Source organism: Enterobacter sp. Li2LvB3, from assembly GCF_056156645.1.
In genome coordinates this window covers 22,034-42,905 of record NZ_JBSICG010000028.1, presented here as the reverse complement: position 1 = coordinate 42,905, position 20,872 = coordinate 22,034, and the positions used below count along the sequence as shown (strand labels likewise).

Sequence of the window (20,872 nt, the reverse complement as noted above, 5' to 3'; positions counted from 1 at the left end):
CAGTTTTACAGGCCAATCGCCTCTTTCAAACTTTTCAGATAGCGACGGCTCACCGGTACGGTCTGTCCTGCACGCAATACCAGCTCAGCCTGGCCGTTATCCTCCAGGCGGATCTCTTTCAGGTGCGCCATGTTAACCAGGTACTGACGATGGCAGCGAATCAACGGCGTGCGGCTTTCCAGCGTGCGCAGGGTCAGCTCGGTAAAGCCTTCGTTACCTTCGGCGCTGGTGACAAACACGCCGCTCATGCGGCTACTGACAAAAGCCACATCGTCCATTTGCAGCAGATAAATTCGGCTGTGACCGGTACAGGGAATAAACTTCAGCGGCTGCTGATTTTCCGGTAACAGGGTAACATCCTGCACGGTACGCTCCTGGCGCAGGCGGATGAGCGTCTTTTCCAGTCTTTTTTCTTCTATCGGTTTAAGCAGATAATCAAAGGCATGTTCTTCAAAAGCTTTCACGGCGTATTCGTCAAACGCCGTCAAAAACACAATATACGGGCGGTGTTCCGGGTCGAGCATCCCGACCATCTCCAGCCCGCTGATGCGCGGCATCTGGATATCCAGAAACAGCACGTCCGGGCGCAGTTTATGTACGGCCCCAATTGCTTCTATAGCGTTAGCACACTCACCAACGATCTCGATATCGCTTTGCTCCTGCAACAGAATGCGCAGGTTTTCCCGTGCTAACGGCTCATCATCAACAATCAGCACTTTCAACATGCGTTTTCCTCCAGCGGTAATCGTAAGGTAATGCGGGTAAATCGGTCCGGCTCACAGGCGACGGTAATGCCGCACGCATCGCCGAAGTGAGCGCGCAGGCGTTTATCCACCAGGCTCATCCCTAATCCGCCCGAGGCGGTTGGCTGATAGAGCCCGGCGTTATCTTCAATATCCAGCACCAGATGGTGATTAAAACAGCTGGCCGATATGGTTATCTCCCCGATGCCCAGCAGCTGCGACGTGCCGTGTTTGATGGCATTTTCCACGATAGGTTGCAGGGTAAAGGCCGGAAGATGCTGATACGCCAGCTCGTCCGGCACGGATAACGACACATGCAGCCGCGACTGAAAACGCGCTTGCTCGATTTGCAGATAAGCGTTCACATGTTCAATTTCATCGGCCAGGGTGACAATTTCCGAAGGGCGTTTGAGGTTCTTACGGAAAAATGTCGATAAATACTGCACCAGCTGCGCGGCCTGGTCGCTGTCACGGCGAATAACCGCTTTTAGCGTATTCAGGGCGTTAAACAGGAAGTGCGGGTTCACCTGCGCATGAAGAAGTTTGATCTCCGACTGGGTTAAGAGCGCTTTTTGTCGCTCATATTGCCCGGCCAGGATCTGCGCCGAAAGCAGCTGCGCAATCCCCTCACCCAGCGTGCGGTTGATTGAGCTGAACAGCCGGTTTTTTGCCTCGTACAATTTGATAGTTCCCATCACATGCTGGTTTTCCCCACGCAGCGGGATCACCAGAGTAGAACCGAGTTTGCAGTGAGGATGCAGCGAACAGCGGTATGGCACCTCGTTACCGTCGGCATACACCACTTCACCGGTTTCAATGGCACGTAACGTATAGGTGGACGAAATCGGTTTGCCTGGCAGGTGATGGTCATCCCCTGTTCCGGTAAACGCCAGCAGCCGCTCGCGGTCGGTTATCGCCACCGCGCCAATATCCAGTTCTTTATAAAGAACCTGCGCCACCTTCATGCTGTTTTCTTCGTTAAACCCCTGGCGCAGAATGCCTTCCGTAGAAGCGGCAACCTTCAGAGCGGTAGCGGAAAACGCCGAGGTGTATTTCTCAAACATGGCGCGCTTGTCCAGCAGGATACGCATAAAGAGCGCCGCGCCTACGGTATTCGTCACCATCATTGGGGCGGCGATGCTGTTCACCAGATGCAGCGCATCCTCAAACGGGCGGGCAATCAGCAGAATAATTGCCATCTGCGCCATTTCTGCGACAAACGTAATCGCACCCGCGGTAATGGGGCTAAAGACTTTATCCGGGCGACCGCGCTTAATCATGTAGCTGTGAACCAGGCCGCCGAGCAGCCCTTCGACGATCGTCGAGATCATGCAGCTTAGCGCCGTCATGCCGCCCATCGAATAACGATGCAGGCCACCAGTTAACCCGACAAGGCCGCCAACAACAGGCCCTCCGAGCAGCCCGCCCATCACCGCACCGATGGCGCGCGTATTGGCGATTGAATCTTCGATATGGAGACCAAAGTAAGTCCCCATAATGCAGAAAATAGAGAAGGTAACGTAACAGAGCAGCTTGTGCGGCAGGCGTACGGTAACTTGCATCAGCGGGATAAACAGGCGCGTTTTACTCATCAACCAGGCGATGACAAGGAAAACACACATCTGCTGAAGCAGCAGCAACACCAGGTTAAACTCGTACATACTTGCAAACCGCACGTTCTAAAAACGCGTAACATACACTGATGTGGTTAAACTTTCTTTGAAGCGTACCGAAAAAGGTGTAATTCGTGTTCGATATCACATCTTTTGCTGAATATAACGTTACCTTCGCATTCTTTGTTCAAAAAGTCGCCAATCCTTCCTGGTTCACCATTCTGGGTCTACAGTTAAGCTGGGGACGCGTAAGCCAGGGGGCGAATATGGCGCTTTACACAATAGGTGAAGTGGCACTCCTTTGTGATATCAATCCCGTTACTCTACGGGCTTGGCAACGACGATACGGATTACTGAAACCGCAGAGAACAGACGGTGGTCATCGCCTGTTTAATGATGCGGATATCGATCGGATCCGCGAGATCAAAAGCTGGATCGACAACGGTGTTCAGGTAGGGAAAGTTAAATCGTTACTCAGCCAGGACGATCCTGACACACAACATATCTGGCGCGAACAACAAGAAACCCTGCTGCGACTGTTGCAGGCGGGGAATCTGCAACGCCTGCGTGCGTGGATTAAAGAGCAAGGGCGCGACTACCCTGCGCAAACCCTGATTACCCATCTTTTTATTCCATTACGCCGCCGTCTTCAGTGCCAGCAGTCCACCTTGCAGGCGCTGCTGAGTATGCTTGATGGCGTACTCATCAATTACATTTCCGTTTGCCTTGCCTCGGCAAGGAACAAAAACGGAAAAGATGCGCTGGTCGTTGGCTGGAATGTGCATGATACCACCCGTCTGTGGCTGGAAGCGTGGATAGCCACACAGCAGGGCTGGCGCGTGGATGTACTGGCGCATTCTCTGGCCCAGCTTCGGCCCGAATTCTTTGACGGACAGACGCTACTGGTCTGGTGTGGCGAAGTCCCGACAGCCTCACAGCAACAGCTGCTGACGGAGTGGCGCGAGCACGGCTACCCGGTTTATTCGCTCGGTCCGAATGAGTCGTAACGGCATTTAATGGTTCATTAACAGCTACGCTTCACCGTATAATTGCTCCGTTAACAACAGGAGCACATTTATGAAGGCAACTAAACTGGCCGTGATCACCCTTTTCGTCCTGATGGCCGTCAGCGGGATCGGCGGTGTTATGCTGGCAGGTTACTCGTTTATTGTTCGCGGCGGTGTCGGCTGAGGTAATTCGCCAGACGCTCGAAACCGTGGTCAACCACAATGGCCGCGAGCGCAACCAGCACTGCCCCCTGAACGATATAGGCCGTATTAAATCCGCTTAGGCCGATAATGATCGGCGTGCCCAGGGTGTTTGCCCCTACCGTGGAGGCAATGGTCGCAGTGCCGATGTTAATAATTACGGATGTGCGGATCCCCGCAATAATGACCGGGGCGGCCAACGGCAGCTCAACATTGCGCAGCCGCTGCAAGGCGCTCATTCCCATCCCTTCTGCCACACTCATCACCGATGCGGGCACGGCCGAAATCCCTGCTAGCGTCCCCTGCAATATGGGCAGCACGCCATATAAAATCAGGGCAATTATCGCAGGCTCCTGACCAAAACCTATCACCGGGACGGCGATCGCCAGCACGGCTACGGGCGGAAATGTCTGGCCGATGGCGGCAATGGTTTCAACCAGCGGGCGAAACTCCCGGCCCGAAGGCCGTGTGACCACAATCCCGGCGCCCACGCCAAGCACAATGGCCAGCACACTGGAAACCGCCACCAGCCAGAAGTGCGCCAGCGTCAGATTAATAAAACTTTCCTGCTGGTAGACCGGGCGCGGCAGCCCGGGAAAAAGCGCGCTGAATACCCTGGCGCTGTGCGGCATCAGGATTGACAGTGCGGCAAAAACCAGCACCAGCCAGATAAGCGGATCACGCACCCACTTCACGCGCCACCTCCCCCACCAGCAGATCGCGAAAATAGAGCGTGCCACAGAGTTTGCCCTGCGCGTCCGCCACTGGCAGAACGTCACACTGCCGGGCAACAAAAGCCGATAGCGCATCGCGCAGGCTCATGTGCTCCAGCAACGGTTCGCCACCAGTTTGCGTCTCCTGCCGATGCATCGCCTCCCCGACGGTTCGCAGCGAAAGCAGGCGCACGCCCAGTTCACTACGGCCAAAAAACTCACGCACAAAATCGTTCGCCGGGCGCGTGAGGATCTCAAGCGGCGTGCCCTGCTGAATGACCTCGCCGTTGTCCATCAGTATCAGCCGGTCGGCTAGCTGAAGCGCCTCGTCAATATCGTGGGTCACGAGGATTATCGTGCGCCCCAGAATACGATGAATACGGGTCATCTCCGCCTGCAATGCGCTACGCGTCACCGGATCCAGCGCACCGAAAGGTTCATCCATCAACAGCACCTGCGGATTGGTAGCCAGCGCCCGCGCCACGCCAACCCGCTGCTGCTGCCCGCCGGAAAGCTGATGCGGATAACGGTCACGCAGGACAGGCTCTAACCCCAGCAGCGCCATCAGCTCATCCACACGCGCATTGATTTTTTGCCGTGTCCATTTTTCCAGCTGCGGTACGGTGGCGATGTTCTGCGCCACCGTCCAGTGCGGAAACAGGCCAATAGACTGGATGGCGTATCCCATTCGTCTGCGAAGCTCGAGCACCGGCAGGCTGCGGATCTCTTCACCGGCAAAACGGATCAGGCCGCTGTCGTGCTCCACCAGCCGGTTGATCATCTTAAGCGTGGTGGATTTTCCCGAACCCGAGGTGCCTATCAGCACGGAAAAGGCCCCCTCCTCAAAATGCAGATTCAGATGGCTTACCGCCGGACGCCCCGCAAAGGTTTTACTTACATTGTGGAATTCAATCATTCTCCCTCCCCCTGAGCAGCGCGAGCCATAGGGCAAACAGCGCATCCACCACCACCGCCAGGGCAATCGCCGGAACAACGCCCAGCAGCACTAAATCCAGTGCGCTGCTGAGCAAGCCCTGGAATACCAGTGCGCCAAACCCGCCTGCGCCGATCAACGCCGCGATCACCGCCATCCCTACCGTCTGCACGGCCACCACCCGCAGGCTGCGCAGCAGCAGCGGTAACGCGATGGGCAGTTGTATCTTCCAGAAGCACTGGCGCGTGCTCATTCCCATCGCCTGCGCGCTTTCCAGCACATTCGGTGCAACCTGGCTTAGCCCCGCCACTACACCGCGAACCAGCGGCAAGAGCGCGTACAGCACCAGCGCAATCAGTGCAGGGGTTAATCCCGTACCGGCGATGCCGAGTGAAGCAAGCAGCGGGAATGATTTGACCAGGCCTGCCAGCGGTGCAATCAACAGGCCAAACAGCGCCACGGACGGGATGGTCTGAATGACGTTCAGCAGTGCAAAGACCGCGCCCTGCCGCGCGGGATGGCGATAACACCATATCCCCAACGGCAACCCCAGCAGCAGCGCCGGGAACAGCGTCCCGAACAGGAGGGTCAGATGCTGGGCCAGGGCATCATCAAAGATATCCTGGCGGTTGGCATACTCTTTTAACAATGAGAGGTTATCCAGCGCACCGCTGAACAGCAGCAATAGCGGGATAGACCAGATCTGCGCATTTAGCACCCAGCGCCAGACGGCGTGCGGCGTAAGACGCCGAATGGCATCACTGCTTGCCAGCAGACAGAGCGCAAGCCACAGCCACAGGCCGCTCCCCACAGAGGTTCGCGCCAGCGGGCTTTCGGCAGAAACCATCTGCGTTGCCGCAAGGCCTGCGCCCCAGAACAACACAATAAACAGCGCTTCGCAGAGGATAAGCGTCAGCCACTGGGCCGCACGTCCTTGCCAGAGCGATAACGCAATAATCGCGCCCAGCGCCCCTGCCAGCAGCAGCGGCGTAAATGACCAGACCTGCCAGAGCGCGCGCCCTTCACCTGACACCAGGCGGTTAGGCGCGACATTCACAAACGGAAGCGCAACGGCCACGATAGCGACACCGGTCAGCATCAGCAGAACGCGGTTATGACATTTTATTGGCACAGCCCTGTCCTGTTACTTCGCAAGCCCTTGTTGTTTCAGGAAGTCGGCAGCCACTTTTTTGGCATCCAGCCCCTCGACGGCAATACTGGCGTTGAGCTGTTGCAGCGTTTTCTCATCCAGTTTTTCAAAGACCGGTTTGAGCCACGCGCCAATCTCCGGGTACGCCTTCAGCGTGGCTTCACGCACGACAGGTGCTGGAGCATAAATTGGCTGAACGCCTTTCGGATCGGTCAGGGTTTGCAGGCCAAGCGCCGCAACCGGGCCATCGGTCCCGTAGGCCATAGCGGCATTCACCCCGGAGGTTTGCTGCGCCGCTGCTTTGATGGTCACTGCCGTATCGCCCCCGGCCAGAGAGAGCAACTGGCTCTGATCAAGCTTAAAGTCATAGGCTTTTTCAAACGCCGGAAGCGCGTCTGGCCGCTCGATAAACTCAGCGGACGCGGCGAGCTTAAAGTCGCCCTTCTCTTTGAGGTAACGACTCAGATCGTCAAGCGACGTCAGCTTGCCTTTTTCGGCAAGATCTTTGCGCACGGCAATGGTCCAGGTGTTGTTGGCAGGCGCTGGGGTCAGCCAGACCAGCTTGTTCTGATCCGCATCCAGCTTTTTGACTTTTTCATAGCCGGCCTGCGCATTTTTCCAGGCAGGATCGTTCTCATCTTTGAAGAAGAAGGCCCCGTTGCCGGTATATTCAGGGTAGATATCCAGCTCGCCAGAAGTAATAGCACCACGCACAACGGGCGTTGTGCCAAGCTGTACTTTATTGACCGTTTTGACACCGTGGCTTTCCAGCACCTGCAAGATGATATTGCCAAGCAGCGCACCTTCGGTATCAATCTTAGAACCAACTTTCACCGGCTCCGCCGCCTGTAGCGGCAGGCTCAGCGCTGCCAGAAGTACCGCTGAGCCAGTGATCCCCTTTGCAATCGTCATTGGGCTTTCCTCATTATTTTGCCGCCTTTTTCATAGGCTTGAGAGAAAAGCGTAGCCTAAAAACCAGAATTCAGCCTTCTTCCGGTAAGGTCAGCGGCACACTCAGCAGGCTGGCGGCAAAATAGAGAATGGCGATCACCCATAACGTGCCCTCCACACCAAGCGGGACAACGCAGAGTGTGACAATCAGCGGCCCGACAAAATTACTTAACCCGGAGCCCAGATTCAGGCAGGAGATGGCCGCCCCTTTATTGTGAGGTAACAGAGAAGGTATCAGCGCGCTCAGCGGGCCAAACGCCCCAAGACCAATGGCATATAACACCAGCGCCATAAACAGGGCCGTTTCACTGTTGCCAAACCACACCGGCGCGTAACAGACGGCAAGCATCGCCAGCCCGCACAGCGTGCCCGAGAACCAGACCACCGTCTTGCGCCAGCCGATAGTGTCCCCAAGCCAGCCGAAGAAGTAGTTGGCGAAGATATTGACCACGTTCACCAGCCCCCAGATACCCAGCCACTGGGCGATGCTGAAACCAAAGCGCGGCAGGTAGACCGGCATCAGGATCACCAGCGAGAACTTGCCGATGTCATTGATGGTTTTGACGATAACCGCAAGGCGCATTTTTGGCTCGCGTACCAGCACCAGTAATCCTTCCGCCAGAGCGGTGCCAAGCCTGCCCTCGTGCTGCCACTGCGGGCGGTCGCGGTTGAGTACCAGCGCGCAAAACGCCCCCAGCACCACAAATACAAAGCCGCTAAGCAGCGTGGCGGTTTCGCCGATAACAGGCAACATCATGCCGGAATACCACGGCCCGACAATGGTCATCCCCACGCCGAAGGCAATCCAGAACCAGGAGACCGCGCGGCCAAGAATACCTGGCTCACAGCGCTGGTTGACCCACACCAGAAACGAATAGGCAAACAGAGGATACGCCACGCCGCGCAGGGCGTAGCTCGCCACCATCAGCGGGTAATGCCCCTGCGGCAGCGCCCAGCCGATAAACGGAATAGAGCCAATAAAGTAAATCAGCGTAGCGGCCCACATCAGACGACGCAGCCCAAGCACGCCCGCACCAATGCCGGAGAACCACGACACCAGCGCCACACACAAGCCAAAGACCGACGAAAGCAGGCTGATATGCACCGCATCAAACCCACGGTGCTGTAACAAAGAGGCGAGCCAGCTTTGTTCGATAGTCGCCCCGGTAATAAACAAGAAAATGCCAAAAAATCCCCAGCACAACTCACGGGGCAGCCCTAACCGGGCCCAGATCCCCTGCTGGATAATCATACTGTGTTCTGTCATGTCAGTTCATCTTAAGCAGGCCGGGCGCACGAGCCCGGCCAAATCAGAAAGTCAGGCGTTTTCCAGTTGCCCGGCCAGTTTGCGGGCAAGCATCCGCTTGCGATTGAGGTAGCCGACGGTGTTTTCACCCCAGCAATGTTCGTATGGCATCCCGGTCAGGCTTTCGATCACCGCCCGGTTTTCTGTGCTCACGGTGGCCTTACTGCCGCCCTGTTTCAGACGCGCGACTTCCTCGTTCAGAATGGCGTGCGTACGGCTGTTCACCCTGAACTGGAAGGCAGACCAAATCCCCCACAGGGTGAGGGCAACCGGCAGGGCAATCATGATAATCATGATCATGCTGATAGCTGACTGCGGCTGAGCGCTCTGCCCGGAGACGAAGCCCGACATCTGCAACGCGACCCCGACCAGGAAGATCGAGAGCGCCTGAGAAGCTTTGCGCAGCAGGCTCATAAACCCGGCAAAGATCCCTTCACGACGATTCCCGGTAAGGATTTCATCCACATCGGCCACAAAGGTGTAGTTGTTCCACGGAATGGCATAAATCCCCCCGCGCGCCAGACCGGCAACCGCAGCGCCCACATACAGAAGGGTCATTCCACCCACGCCGCTGATGTACGCCGAAACAAACAGAGCAAAAGCGACCAGCGCCATGGTGGCCTGAGTGGCGAAAGCCCGGGAAGGCGAGAAGCGCAGCGTCAGCCAGGTGGCGATACCAACGCCAAAGAATTGCAGGCCGTTGATCACCCCCAGCAGGTTAGAGGCCATCACGGATGAGGTCATCATCGCGAAGACCACAAAATAGGTGAATACCGAGTTGAAGATGTCCTGTGCAACTGAGCCGCCAAGGTACATACCCAGATGCGAACGGAAGGTCTTTATCTTAAGCGTGGAGACAAAATCGTAGTAGATATGAAAAATGCGGGTCCCAAACGGCTCCTTTTCCTCGTCTTGCGCGTGGTGCTCGTTTTGCTGTATTTCTTCCAGCGAGCGCTCCCAGGTGCCGAAATAGACAAAGAACAGCACTATCATGAACGACACGGTGAAAATGGCCCCGGTGTAGAAGAAGGAATCCGAAGAGTCCTGGCCGAAGTAACCCACCAGCCGTCCGGGCAGGAATGCCGCCGCAAACCCGGCCAACTGGGCAATGTACATGCGGGCGCTGGTCAGTTTTGAGCGTTTTTTGAAATCAGAGGTCATCTCCGCCGACAGCGTGTCGTACGGGATAATTATCATGGTGTAGACGATTTCAAAGAGGATATAGAACAGCAGATACATCCAGTAATTGAACCCTTCTACCCACAGCAGGCTGTAGACCGACACCAGCGGAATACTGGCCAGCAGGAAGAAACGGCGGCGACCAAACCGACGTCCGAGTCGGGTTTTATGGAAGTTATCGGAAACATAACCGATAACCGGACACATAATCACATCGACAATCCTTGCCACTGCAAACAGCGACCCCGCCTGGAGAGGCGTCAGGCCGCAAAATGTGGTCAGGAAGAACAAAAGCCAGGCGCTGACAAGCGTAAAGGCCCCAGAACCAATCACATCCGCCAGCCCGTAACAGACATAGTTACGCAGCTTTATTTCACGTATTTTTTTTATCATTTTTATCCCCTGAATTTACCGTGTTAAACCCGGATTTCCTCAACATCCCAACCCTCAGGCAGCGGTGAAGGACGCGTTATGTGTAAATCACTTAATTGCAGCCGACTGACACCGCTGGCGAAAATCGCAGGTAGCCCTTGCGGATAACGCTCTACACCGTGGGCGCGCCCGGTATCGGGGTTCACCTTATAGGCGTTGTCCAGCCCCATTCCGGTTGGCCGTTCCGGGTTACACGGCGGGCGCACGTCGTAGCAGCCCTGTTCGTCTGACGGCCCACAAATCTGGTTGAAGGTCACTCCGCTGAAGGTGATACCGGAAATGGCATCGGGTATTTCACTGTGAAGATTGATGGCGCCCTCGCCCACGCCATTCAGGCCGGAGAAGGTGATTTGACTGATGTTGCCAGGACGGATATCCGGCGCGCGGTAACGCAGGGAGACAAAGACCGGATCGGCTTTCCCCCAGTGACAGGGATCACCATGACGGCAATCAAACAGGATATTGCTAAAGACCATCTGGCTGAACGCGCCGCCATCGCGTGACACCAGGCCGATGCCGCGATTGGATTCAAAAATCACACAGTTGTTGACGGCAATATTGCGGATGTCCGCGTGGGTTTCAGTCCCGACTTTAATGGCGCAACTTTTAGAGCGAATAATGCAGTTATTCACCGTGACGTTATAAATTGGCTGCTGGAGTTCAGGCGCTTTGGCGGTTGTTTTCAGGCAGATGCCATCATCAGCGGCGCTGAAATAGCTGTCACTGATGTGTACATGCTGGCAGCTGTCGATATCCAGCGCGTCGGTGTTGGAGAGCGTCAGGTCGTTATCGATGGTGAGATTACGGATAAAGACGTGGTTGCAGCTCACCAGATGGGCGGTCCACATGGGTGAGTCATACAGGGTGATATTACTGATACGCACCTGCTCGCAACTTTCGAACACCACCAGACGAGGACGTTGGGTTTTCGGCTGGCGATACCCCTGCGCATCTGCCTGCGGCTCAAACCAGGCAGTGGCGTTCCCGTCAATACAGCCCGCTCCGCTTAGCGTCACGCCGCGGGCATCACGGGCGTATATCAGCGCCATGTGCGAAAGCTCTGCCATGCTTTGCGTCACTGCCGCCTGGTAATCCTCTTCGCGATGGCTGGCAAGCAGCCGGGCACCAGCTTCCAGATGCAGCGTGATATGTGAGGACAATACCAGGGTTCCGGTCAGATAGATGCCTGGCGTGACCACCAGCGTGCCACCCCCGGATATCGCCAGCTCGTCGATTAAGCCCTGTAGGGTCGCCGTCACGAGCGAAGCCCCGGTACGGTCCAGTTCGACGTTTTCTAATGTGAGTTTCATGTCGTTACCTGTCAGTATTGATTTAACAGGCATTAAACGGGGATTTCAGCGCACGCTCGTGGCGCAATCAGCGGGAATTTATACGAAGAGTGAAGGTCATCACGCCTGTCTGATGGCATTGCCGACACTTTTGATGTTGTTCACGTTTTCGCCCGGGGCGCAAAAAAGAAGTGTGAAAAACCTCACATTTCAGGGGCGCAGAGAGGGGAAAAAAGCGGGTTTTGGGGATTTTTGTAGTGAGGAGTAAGAAAAGTTGCGTTGTGGGTCACGGAACAGGAGGAATGAGAACAGATCGGGGGTTGTCAGTCCGCTCTCCCCAAAGGAGAGAGCGGCGGGAAAATCACTGCAATTCGAACTCGCCTTTATTCACGCGAGCTGAATCCACCCCGATAAACACATTGAATTTGCCCGGCTCAGCATCGTATTTCATCTGCTGGTTCCAGAACTTCAGTGCATCCACATCGATCGGGAAGCTGACGGTTTTGGTTTCACCCGGTTTCAGGCTCACCTTATCAAAGCCGCGCAGCTGTTTCACTGGACGACTCATTGATGCAGTGACGTCCTGAACGTACATCTGGATAACCGTTGCCCCTTCACGTTTGCCGGTGTTGGTCACCTCTACACTGGCGGTCACTTTGCCGTCACGCTTCAGTGTTGGCGCAGACATTTTCACGTCAGAAACCTTGAAGGTGGTGTAGCTCAGGCCATAACCAAACGGATACAGCGGGCCATTAGCTTCGTCGAAGTAGCGCGAGGTGTACTTGTTCGGCTTGTCAGCGTTATACGGACGACCGGTGTTCAGGTGGCTGTAATAAACCGGGATCTGCCCAACCGAGCGCGGGAAGGACATCGGCAGCTTGCCTGACGGGTTGTAATCGCCAAACAGCACATCGGCAATGGCGTTACCGCCTTCGGTACCGGCAAACCAGGTTTCCAGGATGGCGTCAGCCTGCTGATCTTCTTTCACCAGCGCCAGCGGACGGCCGTTCATCAGCACCAGCACCAGCGGTTTGCCAGTGGCTTTCAGCGCAGCAATCAGGTCACGCTGGCTTTGCGGAATGGTGATGTCAGTGCGGCTGGACGCTTCATGCGCCATACCCTGCGCTTCCCCAACAACGGCAACCACCACATCGGATTGCTTCGCAGCGGCCACGGCTTCGTCAATCATCTCTTTCGGCGAGCGAGGATCAACTTTCACCGCCTCTTCATACTGATTAAGGAAGGTGACGATATCTTTATCGTTGGTGACGTTCGCCCCTTTGGCGTACACCACTTTACCGTTGTCACCGATGGCGTTTTTAATGCCGGTCAGAACGGTCACGGACTGATCGGCTACACCAGCTGCCGACCAGCTTCCCATCACATCACGCTTGCTGTCGGCCAGCGGGCCAACCACGGCGATAGTGCCGGATTTTTTCAGCGGCAGCGTTTCCAGACGGTTTTTCAGCAGCACCAGGCTTTCGCGTGCCACGTCACGCGCGTCTTTGCGGTGCAGGCGGCTTTCAGCGTTGGTATCAACAGGGTCTGACTCTTTTGGCCCCAGGTGGCTGTACGGGTCGTTAAACAGCCCCATGTCATATTTCACGTTCAGCACGTGGCGGGTGGCATCGTCCAGCTCTGCCATCGTCACTTTGCCGCTCTTCACCAGCCCCGGCAGGTATTTGCTGTAGTACTCGTCGCTCATACTCATGTTAATGCCAGACTTGAGCGCCACACGCACCGCATCTTCAGGGTCAGACGCCGTACCGTGCTTGATAAGCTCTTTAATCGCGCCGTGGTCAGACACCGTGATGCCCTTAAAGCCCCACTGGTCACGCAGCACGTCTTTCAGCAGCCAGGCGTCCGAGGTAGCAGGCGTGCCGTTGAGCGAGTTCAGCGCCACCATCACCGCGCCGCTGCCTGCATCCAGGCCCGCTTTGTACGGCGGCATGTAGTCGTTGAACAGGCGCTGCGAGCTCATGTCGACGGTGTTGTACTCTTTCCCGCCTTCAACTGCGCCGTAAGCCGCGAAATGCTTGACGCTGGTCATGACCGAATAGCGATCCGCCGGGCTTTTGCCCTGCATCGCTTCGACCATGGTTTTGCCCATCGTCGAGGTCAGATAAGTATCTTCACCAAAACCTTCGGAAGCACGCCCCCAGCGCGGATCGCGCGAGACATCCACCATCGGTGCCCAGGTCATGTTCAGGCCGTCATCCGCCGCTTCATAAGCAGAAATGCGCCCGACGGTTTTGACCGCATCGAGGTTAAATGAGGAGGCTAAGCCCAGGCTAATCGGGAAGACGGTACGCTGGCCGTGCAGCACGTCATAGGCGAAGAACAGTGGGATTTTCAGGCGGCTGAGTTCCATCGCCTGATCCTGCATTTTACGGATATCCTGGCGGGTGACGGTGTTAAAAATCGCCCCGACCTGGCTATCCTTAATCATTTCGCGGATGGCCTCTTTCGGGTTATCCGGGCCAACGCTGATAAGACGAAGCTGACCGATTTTTTCATCGACCGTCATCTTCTTGAGCAATTCAGTGACAAATGCATCACGAGCTTCCGGCGTTAGCGGGTGATTGCCAAACAAATCATCTGCCAGTGCAGGTTGTAACGCCAGACTGACGGCGACCCCTACAGAACAAAGCCATTTCATGTTGTTTTACTCTCTCATCAATAACCGCCGGAAGATCTCGGCCAAACCGTGCGAAAAGCGCAGTTTGCCACAAACCCTCTGAACCTTGCAGGGTTATTCTCTGATTTTTCTCATGAATACTCGACCACTTAACAGTTTATCGCGCTATGCTTTACAGCGAGAAATTTGCCCCACCACAAGGAGTGGAAGATGTCTTCTGTTCGAACCTACGATAACAATACTTTTATTAACGAACTGTCGCGCCTGGTTGGTCACTCTCACCTGCTCACCGACCCGGCCAAAACGGCCCGCTACCGCAAGGGCTTTCGTTCCGGACAGGGCGATGCGCTGGCGGTGGTGTTCCCCGGCACGCTGCTGGAACTGTGGCGTGTGCTAAGCGTCTGCGTCGATGCCGACAAGATTATACTGATGCAGGCTGCCAACACCGGCCTGACCGAAGGCTCGACGCCAAACGGCAACGATTACGATCGCGACATCGTAATAATCAGCACCCTGCGCCTGGACAAACTGCACCTGCTGGACAAAGGCGAACAGGTCCTCGCCTTCCCGGGCACCACGCTTTATTCACTGGAAAAAGCCCTGAAGCCGCTGGGACGCGAACCGCATTCGGTGATTGGTTCCTCCTGTATTGGCGCCTCGGTTATTGGCGGCATCTGTAATAACTCCGGCGGCTCACTGGTGCAGCGCGGCCCTGCCTATACCGAAATGTCGCTATATGCCCGTATTGATGAAAACGGCAAGCTGACGCTGGTTAACCATCTGGGGATTGATTTGGGTGTGACCCCGGAACAGATCCTCAGCAAGCTCGATGATGACCGTGTAAAAGACACCGACGTTCAGCATGATGGCCGCCACGCCCACGATCATGACTACGTAACACGCGTGCGAGATATCGACGCCGATACACCAGCGCGCTACAACGCCGACCCGGACAGGCTGTTTGAGTCTTCCGGCTGCGCAGGCAAACTGGCGGTATTTGCGGTGCGTCTGGACACCTTCCCGGCAGAGAAAAAACAGCAGGTGTTTTATATCGGCACCAATCAGCCGGACGTGTTGACCGAGATCCGTCGTCATATTCTGGGGGAATTCACCCACCTGCCAGTGGCGGGCGAGTATATGCACCGGGATATTTACGACATCGCCGAGCGTTACGGGAAGGACACCTTCCTGATGATCGACAAACTCGGCACCGACAAAATGCCATTCTTCTTCACCATGAAGGGCCGCACCGACGCGATGCTCGATAAAGTGTCGCTGTTCAAGCCCCACTTCACCGACCGTTTTATGCAGAAACTGGGCAACGTCTTCCCGGCACATTTACCGGAGCGGATGAAGACCTGGCGCGATAAATACGAGCACCACCTGTTGCTGAAAATGGCCGGGGATGGCATCGAAGAGGCGCAAACCTGGCTGACGGAATTCTTCAAAACCGCCGAGGGTGATTTCTTTGCCTGTACGCCAGAAGAAGGCAGCAAAGCCTTCCTGCACCGTTTTGCCGCAGCGGGCGCAGCGATTCGTTATCAGGCCGTTCACGCTGAAGAGGTGGAAGATATTCTGGCGCTGGATATTGCCCTGCGCCGTAACGACACCCAATGGTATGAGCATCTGCCGCCGGAAATTGATAGCAAGCTGGTACATAAGCTCTATTACGGCCACTTTATGTGTTATGTCTTCCATCAGGATTACATTGTCAAAAAAGGGGTGGACGCGCATGAGCTGAAAGAGCAAATGCTCGCCCTGTTACATGAGCGTGGCGCGCAATATCCTGCCGAACATAACGTCGGGCATCTGTATAAAGCACCGGAAACGTTAAAGCGTTTTTATCGCGAGAACGACCCAACTAACAGTATGAACCCCGGCATTGGTAAAACTACACGGCATAAACACTGGAAAGAGCGGGCTGAAACCGTGGATCCTGATACACAACACATTGATTAATGTGTACAGCCATTTTTAAGAGATTGTTAAGCGTTCCTCAATCGTACTAGAGTAAATCACCGACGCCGGAGAAACGTTTCTCCGGCTTTTTATGACGAGGAGCCAGCACACCATGTCGGCCGTCGAAATTTTATCCGAAACCGAAGTTGAAGTGCGCGATGCACTACCCGACGATGTGCACGCTATCTCGGCTATCTATGCCTGGCATGTGCTTCACGGACGCGCGTCGTTCGAGGAAGTCCCCCCTGCGATTGACGAAATGCGCCAGCGAATGAAAAGTGTTGCTGACAGCGGTCTGCCGTGGCTGGTAGCGCTGTATCGCGGCATTGTGGTGGGCTATTGCTATGCTACCCCTTATCGCCCACGTCAGGCCTACCGATATACCCTTGAAGAATCTATCTATGTGGATGCCAGCACCACAGGTCGCGGTTTTGGCACGGCGCTGATGGACGCTCTGATTGCGCGTTGTGAAGAGGGGCAGTGGCGGCAAATGATCGCCGTTGTCGGCGACGGAAATAACAACCCCGGCTCGTTGCGATTGCATAAAAAACATGGCTTCGAGGTGGTCGGGCAGTTGCGCAGTGTGGGTTATAAAAAAGGTGACTGGCGCGATACGATTATTATGCAGCGCTCACTGAACGATGGTGACTGGACGCTGCCGGAATAAGCCGCTGTTGCCCGGTGGCGCTACGCTTACCGGACCTACGGTTTTGTAGGCCGGGTAAGGCGAAGCCGCCACCCGGCACAGACAAACGACTCAGTCGTTTTGCGCAGTTGCCATCTGTTCAGCTTTCTGCTTTTTGTAACTCAGTGCCGCAGCCGGCACTGGCTGTACTTTCCCGGTTTCAATCCAGGTACGCAGGCGGCTTGCATCCGCGAAGTGGGTATATTTGCCAAACGCATCCATCACCACCAGCGCCACCGGTTTACCGTTAAATACGGTACGCATCACCAGACAGTGACCCGCCGCATTGGTAAAGCCCGTTTTGGTTAACTGGATATTCCAGTTTTCGCGATACACCAGATGGTTAGTATTGCGGAACGGCAGCGTATACGCAGGGTTGGCAAAGGTTGCCATCTCTTCACGCGTGGTGCTGAGCTGGCCAATCAGCGGATACTGTTTGCTGGCAATCAGCAGCTTCGTCAAATCGCGTGCGGTAGAGACGTTGCGAATCGACAGCCCGGTAGGCTCAACATAATGGGTGTTAGTCATGCCGAGCGATTTGGCTTTTGCATTCATTGCGCGAATAAACGCGTCATAACCGCCCGGATAATGGTGAGCCAGGCTCGCCGCCGCGCGGTTTTCAGAGGACATCAGCGCCAGCAACAGCATATTCTTACGGCTGATTTCGCTGTTCAGACGCACGCGAGAGTAAATCCCTTTCATTTCTGGCGTCTGGCTAATGTCTACCTTCAGTTTTTCATCCAGCGGCAGTCGTGCATCAAGCACCACCATCGCGGTCATTAATTTGGTGATTGACGCGATCGGGCGCACCAGATCCGGGTGGCTGGCGTAGATCACCTGGTTGGTGTTCAGATCAACAATCATCGCGCTGCCGGAGGCAATTTCCGGCTGTGCAGCGGTGGTCACTGCGGGCGTTTTGGCTAACGCTGGCACAGCAACAGATGCGCCCAGGATCAGCGCAAGGCTAAGTAAAGAAACTCGGAATTTCAGCATGGTGAGACTTCTGATAATTATTCACGCACGTAATGACGTACACCGCCTGTGTTGAAGGATAAGCACAGGCTGGCTTCGGCATCATAGCGGTCACCGTGCTTTGTCGCCAGCGAAGAATCATGAACAGATGCTGCATTGCTGGCATTTACGCCAGCAATGCAGTGAACTTAAAAGAGACGATATCCATAACCCCAAAGAATAACTGTCAGGGCAAGTAAGGCTTCCAGCACCAGCACACCAATTGCGAGTGTTGAACTGGAGAAGCTAAGCCCCTCTTCTTTGTTGATATTGAGGAAGGTTGGAACCCCCAGATACAGCAGATAACCTGTGTAAAAGAGAGCAACAGTACCGATCAGCGCGCACAGCCAGACCAGTGGATAGAGCGCAACAATACCGCTTAAGAACAGCGGGGTCGCGACATATCCGGCAAATACCATACAGTGTGCCAGCGACGGGCGTTGCGGATAGTTACGTGCCATCCAGTGAATGACACGCCCCATGACGGCCACCCCTGCCAGCATAATGCCGTAGAACAGGACGGCGAGATAAAGCCCGGTAAACCAGTTAAGCTTCACAACGGTGCCATCACCGAAGTTCCAGCCAATTTGCGTGGTGCCGATAAATGCGCAGATCACCGGCACTGCCGCCATCAGCAGCACGTGATGCGTGTAGTGATGCGCAATCGTTTCGTTCTCGCCTCTTATCACGTGCATTTCACGGTCGGGATGGGAAAAGAGTCCCCAGACATGGTTCATAGCGCCCCCTTGTTGTCGGCCCGTCAGCGATACTTCAAGTATAATGCAGGCTTCAGATTATTTTATGTACAACGCTAAAAATGCCGCCTGGTGCAATCTGCATTCATTGCACCAATATTGATTCATGGGGTATATGATTAATGCAGGCACTGGCAGGGAGACTACGCTGACTTTATGGATATCAATGGTCTGATTGAACAGTACGGCTACGCAGCGCTGGTGATAGGCAGCGTGGCTGAAGGCGAAACCATCACGCTGCTTGGCGGTGTGATCGCGCATCAGGGATTATTACGTTTCCCGTTGGTGGTGGCCGCCGTGGCACTGGGCGGCATGATTGGCGATCAGCTGCTCTATTTTCTGGGGCTGCGCTACGGCCCTGCCCTGCTGCAACGTTTTTCAAAACACCGTAAGAAAATCCGCCGTGCCCAGCGACTCATCCAGCGTCATCCGTACCTGTTTGTGATTGGCACGCGCTTTATGTACGGCTTTCGTATTATCGGGCCGATCCTGATTGGCGCCAGCCGCCTGCCGCCTAAAATTTTCCTGCCGTTAAATATCCTTGGCGCCATTGGGTGGGCGTTGATCTTTACCACGCTGGGTTATCTCGGCGGTGAGGTCATTGGTCCATGGCTGCACAATCTTGATCAGCACGTTAAACACTGGGCATGGTTGATTCTGGTGGTTGGGGCGGTGATTGCCGTACGGATTTGGCTCAAACGTCGGGAAAATAAGCGGGAGTGAAAATGCGCTCCCGCCGTTGCTGTTACCCGTGGTGATAGCCCCCACCCAGCGCGGAGGTCAGCTGGAGCGATGCGTCAAGGTACTGCCCTTTCAGGGTCAGCCCGGCAATGTGTTCCTGTAATGCGGGGATTTTGGCCTCGCTGACGCGTGAACCGGCAATCAACCCGGCGCTAAAGCGGGCCTGTGCAAGGTTCACCACCCGCGCGGCATCGTGTTCCACTTTCTGCTGCTGTTGATTTTTGTGGGCCAGCGTTTCAACTTCACTGGCGGTTCGCGCTACCTGATTGACCGCATCCACAACCGCTTTGTTGTAATCGGCAATGCTCAGGTTGGTTTGCGCCTGGGCAATATCCAGCCCGGCATTAAGCCGGCCGCTATCGAAGATGGGCAGCGTAAACCCGGCGGTGACGCCCATCTGCTGTGCAGAATGGCGGAACAGGTCGCTCAGGTGCAGGGCATCCTGTTGCAGGAACGCCATCAGGTTGAAGTCCGGGTAGAAGGCCGCTTTGGCGGCATCAACATTGCTCATGGACGCTTCAATGTACCAGTGTGCTTCCTGAAGATCCGGGCGACGTGCCAGCAACTCATAACCCAGCGTTGAGGGTAACGAGGCCTCAACCGCAGGTAAATCATGACGCGCCAGCTTTATCGACGACGAGTTAGTCAGCGCCTGTAGTCTCGCTTCAATAACCTTCATCTTACCGCTCACTTCGGCAATGCGTTCATCGGTTTTGCTGGCGTTGATATCCGTCTCCACCCCTTCGATGGATGAGGTGATCCCGTGCTGATAAAGCTCTTTATCCGCCGAGATAATCGAATTTTGTTCCTGCCTGATGTCGCTTAACACGCTGTTGATCGCCGACTCGGTCTGCCACTCCCAGTAAAGCCTTGCCACGCTGCTGGCCAGCAGTTGCCGGGTCTGTTCCAGCTCGGCTTTCTGGGCGTTAACCTTACCGATACGCGCCTCAACGAGATCGCGGTTTTTACCCCACAGATCCAGGTCCCAGCCCGCCGTCACGCCAAAGGTGCCGTTGGTATACCACGGCCCGGTAGTGCCTGCGGCCGGATCGGTTATCGCGAAGGGCCCCATTAACCCTTCGGCGGACATTTTTTGCCGTTCGACATCTGCGGATAAATCGATCTGCGGGCCGTCGGCGGCCATGGTGGCTTTAGCCTGCGCTTCCGCAAGCGTAATGCGCTGCCGGGCGATTTGCATATCTGGCGCATCATTCAGGGCCTTCGTAATCAGCGCATTAAGCTGCGGATCGCCATAGGCTGTCCACCATTCACTTTTCGGCCAGTCGGTATGGCTAAGTTGTGTTGCCACCGTCGCGTTTACCGCTTGTGTTCCGATGGGGGCTACCGTGGAATGTTGCGGTGCGCAGGCAGTAAGAATGAATAAAAGAGGAGCACTCAGAGATATAAAAAGAGACGATTTCATTACGCCATTCACTCAAAAAATAAAGGCGCAAATTACCCCTGTAAAACTTCTTTTTTTTAGGAAACCGTGGCAATCCGTAATTTGTTATACAAATTCACGTTTAGAAAAATATTCAGCGGACAAATTAATTAAATATATTTAA

19 protein-coding genes are annotated in these 20,872 nt (G+C 55.3%); 6 read left to right on the top strand and 13 right to left on the bottom strand.

Annotated elements, in window-relative coordinates; translation table 11 throughout:
- Positions 1–5: 5 nt before the first annotated feature.
- The gene (gene btsR / locus ACS603_RS19915; RefSeq protein ID WP_315686168.1) at positions 6–725 is read right to left on the bottom strand and encodes a two-component system response regulator BtsR; all 720 of its coding nucleotides are present in this window, start codon (positions 723–725) and stop codon (positions 6–8) included.
- On the bottom strand, positions 719–2,404 hold the full coding sequence (locus ACS603_RS19910; protein WP_182061730.1) for a sensor histidine kinase: 1,686 nt from the start codon (positions 2,402–2,404) through the stop codon (positions 719–721). Before ACS603_RS19910 ends, btsR begins: the two co-directional genes overlap by 7 nt.
- Positions 2,405–2,622: 218 nt before the next feature.
- Between ACS603_RS19910 and mlrA the strand changes: the two genes are divergently transcribed.
- Both mlrA and ACS603_RS19900 read left to right on the top strand, forming a co-directional pair.
- Complete coding sequence (mlrA, locus tag ACS603_RS19905) at positions 2,623–3,363, top strand: HTH-type transcriptional regulator MlrA (protein WP_182063436.1); 741 nt, start codon at positions 2,623–2,625, stop codon at positions 3,361–3,363.
- Between the two features lie 70 nt (positions 3,364–3,433).
- Entirely contained in the window at positions 3,434–3,547 is a 114-nt protein-coding gene (locus ACS603_RS19900; RefSeq protein WP_010433613.1) for a protein YohO, read from the top strand.
- On the opposite strand, the gene ACS603_RS19895 is transcribed toward ACS603_RS19900, so the two are convergent.
- From ACS603_RS19895 to ACS603_RS19865, 7 genes are all read right to left on the bottom strand, one after another.
- Positions 3,522–4,259: an ABC transporter permease gene (locus tag ACS603_RS19895; RefSeq protein ID WP_474944764.1), complete on the bottom strand. Its 738-nt coding sequence runs from the start codon at positions 4,257–4,259 to the stop codon at positions 3,522–3,524. The two genes, ACS603_RS19900 and ACS603_RS19895, sit on opposite strands and share 26 nt — an antisense overlap.
- The gene (locus ACS603_RS19890) at positions 4,243–5,193 is read right to left on the bottom strand and encodes an ABC transporter ATP-binding protein (RefSeq protein WP_474944763.1); all 951 of its coding nucleotides are present in this window, start codon (positions 5,191–5,193) and stop codon (positions 4,243–4,245) included. Before ACS603_RS19890 ends, ACS603_RS19895 begins: the two co-directional genes overlap by 17 nt.
- Complete coding sequence (locus ACS603_RS19885; RefSeq protein ID WP_474944762.1) at positions 5,186–6,343, bottom strand: ABC transporter permease; 1,158 nt, start codon at positions 6,341–6,343, stop codon at positions 5,186–5,188. The genes ACS603_RS19890 and ACS603_RS19885 overlap by 8 nt, the downstream gene beginning before the upstream one ends.
- Before the next feature lie 12 nt (positions 6,344–6,355).
- On the bottom strand, positions 6,356–7,273 hold the full coding sequence (gene osmF / locus ACS603_RS19880) for a glycine betaine ABC transporter substrate-binding protein OsmF (RefSeq protein WP_182061733.1): 918 nt from the start codon (positions 7,271–7,273) through the stop codon (positions 6,356–6,358).
- Positions 7,274–7,343: 70 nt separating this feature from the next.
- Complete coding sequence (locus tag ACS603_RS19875; protein ID WP_474944761.1) at positions 7,344–8,579, bottom strand: MFS transporter; 1,236 nt, start codon at positions 8,577–8,579, stop codon at positions 7,344–7,346.
- A 51-nt stretch (positions 8,580–8,630) separates the two neighbouring features.
- The gene (locus tag ACS603_RS19870; protein ID WP_474944760.1) at positions 8,631–10,190 is read right to left on the bottom strand and encodes an MFS transporter; all 1,560 of its coding nucleotides are present in this window, start codon (positions 10,188–10,190) and stop codon (positions 8,631–8,633) included.
- Positions 10,191–10,213: 23 nt separating this feature from the next.
- Positions 10,214–11,539 (bottom strand): glycoside hydrolase family 28 protein, encoded by a 1,326-nt coding sequence (locus ACS603_RS19865; RefSeq protein ID WP_474944759.1) that lies wholly within the window; start codon positions 11,537–11,539, stop codon positions 10,214–10,216.
- Between ACS603_RS19865 and ACS603_RS19860 the strand changes: the two genes are divergently transcribed.
- Positions 11,538–11,786, top strand: a complete 249-nt coding sequence (locus tag ACS603_RS19860; RefSeq protein ID WP_315686173.1) for a hypothetical protein — start codon at positions 11,538–11,540, stop codon at positions 11,784–11,786. The genes ACS603_RS19865 and ACS603_RS19860 overlap by 2 nt on opposite strands.
- Positions 11,787–11,879: 93 nt before the next feature.
- Here ACS603_RS19860 and bglX read toward each other — a convergent pair whose 3' ends face one another.
- Positions 11,880–14,177 (bottom strand): beta-glucosidase BglX, encoded by a 2,298-nt coding sequence (bglX, locus tag ACS603_RS19855; RefSeq protein WP_315686174.1) that lies wholly within the window; start codon positions 14,175–14,177, stop codon positions 11,880–11,882.
- 189 nt (positions 14,178–14,366) lie between these two features.
- Between bglX and dld the strand changes: the two genes are divergently transcribed.
- Both dld and ACS603_RS19845 read left to right on the top strand, forming a co-directional pair.
- Positions 14,367–16,115: a D-lactate dehydrogenase gene (dld, locus tag ACS603_RS19850; protein ID WP_474944758.1), complete on the top strand. Its 1,749-nt coding sequence runs from the start codon at positions 14,367–14,369 to the stop codon at positions 16,113–16,115.
- 112 nt (positions 16,116–16,227) lie between these two features.
- Positions 16,228–16,782 (top strand): GNAT family N-acetyltransferase, encoded by a 555-nt coding sequence (locus tag ACS603_RS19845; protein WP_182061740.1) that lies wholly within the window; start codon positions 16,228–16,230, stop codon positions 16,780–16,782.
- Positions 16,783–16,872: 90 nt separating this feature from the next.
- Here the strand turns inward: ACS603_RS19845 and pbpG are convergent, their stop codons facing one another.
- Together pbpG and ACS603_RS19835 are read right to left on the bottom strand one after the other, a co-directional pair.
- Positions 16,873–17,793, bottom strand: coding sequence for a D-alanyl-D-alanine endopeptidase (pbpG, locus tag ACS603_RS19840; protein WP_182061744.1), 921 nt, complete (start codon positions 17,791–17,793; stop codon positions 16,873–16,875).
- Positions 17,794–17,960: 167 nt separating this feature from the next.
- The gene (locus ACS603_RS19835; protein WP_315686177.1) at positions 17,961–18,548 is read right to left on the bottom strand and encodes a Yip1 family protein; all 588 of its coding nucleotides are present in this window, start codon (positions 18,546–18,548) and stop codon (positions 17,961–17,963) included.
- Positions 18,549–18,722: 174 nt separating this feature from the next.
- Between ACS603_RS19835 and ACS603_RS19830 the strand changes: the two genes are divergently transcribed.
- Complete coding sequence (locus ACS603_RS19830) at positions 18,723–19,289, top strand: DedA family protein (protein ID WP_315686179.1); 567 nt, start codon at positions 18,723–18,725, stop codon at positions 19,287–19,289.
- 22 nt (positions 19,290–19,311) lie between these two features.
- On the opposite strand, the gene mdtQ is transcribed toward ACS603_RS19830, so the two are convergent.
- Positions 19,312–20,730 (bottom strand): multidrug resistance outer membrane protein MdtQ, encoded by a 1,419-nt coding sequence (mdtQ, locus tag ACS603_RS19825; protein ID WP_474944757.1) that lies wholly within the window; start codon positions 20,728–20,730, stop codon positions 19,312–19,314.
- Positions 20,731–20,872: the final 142 nt, after the last annotated feature.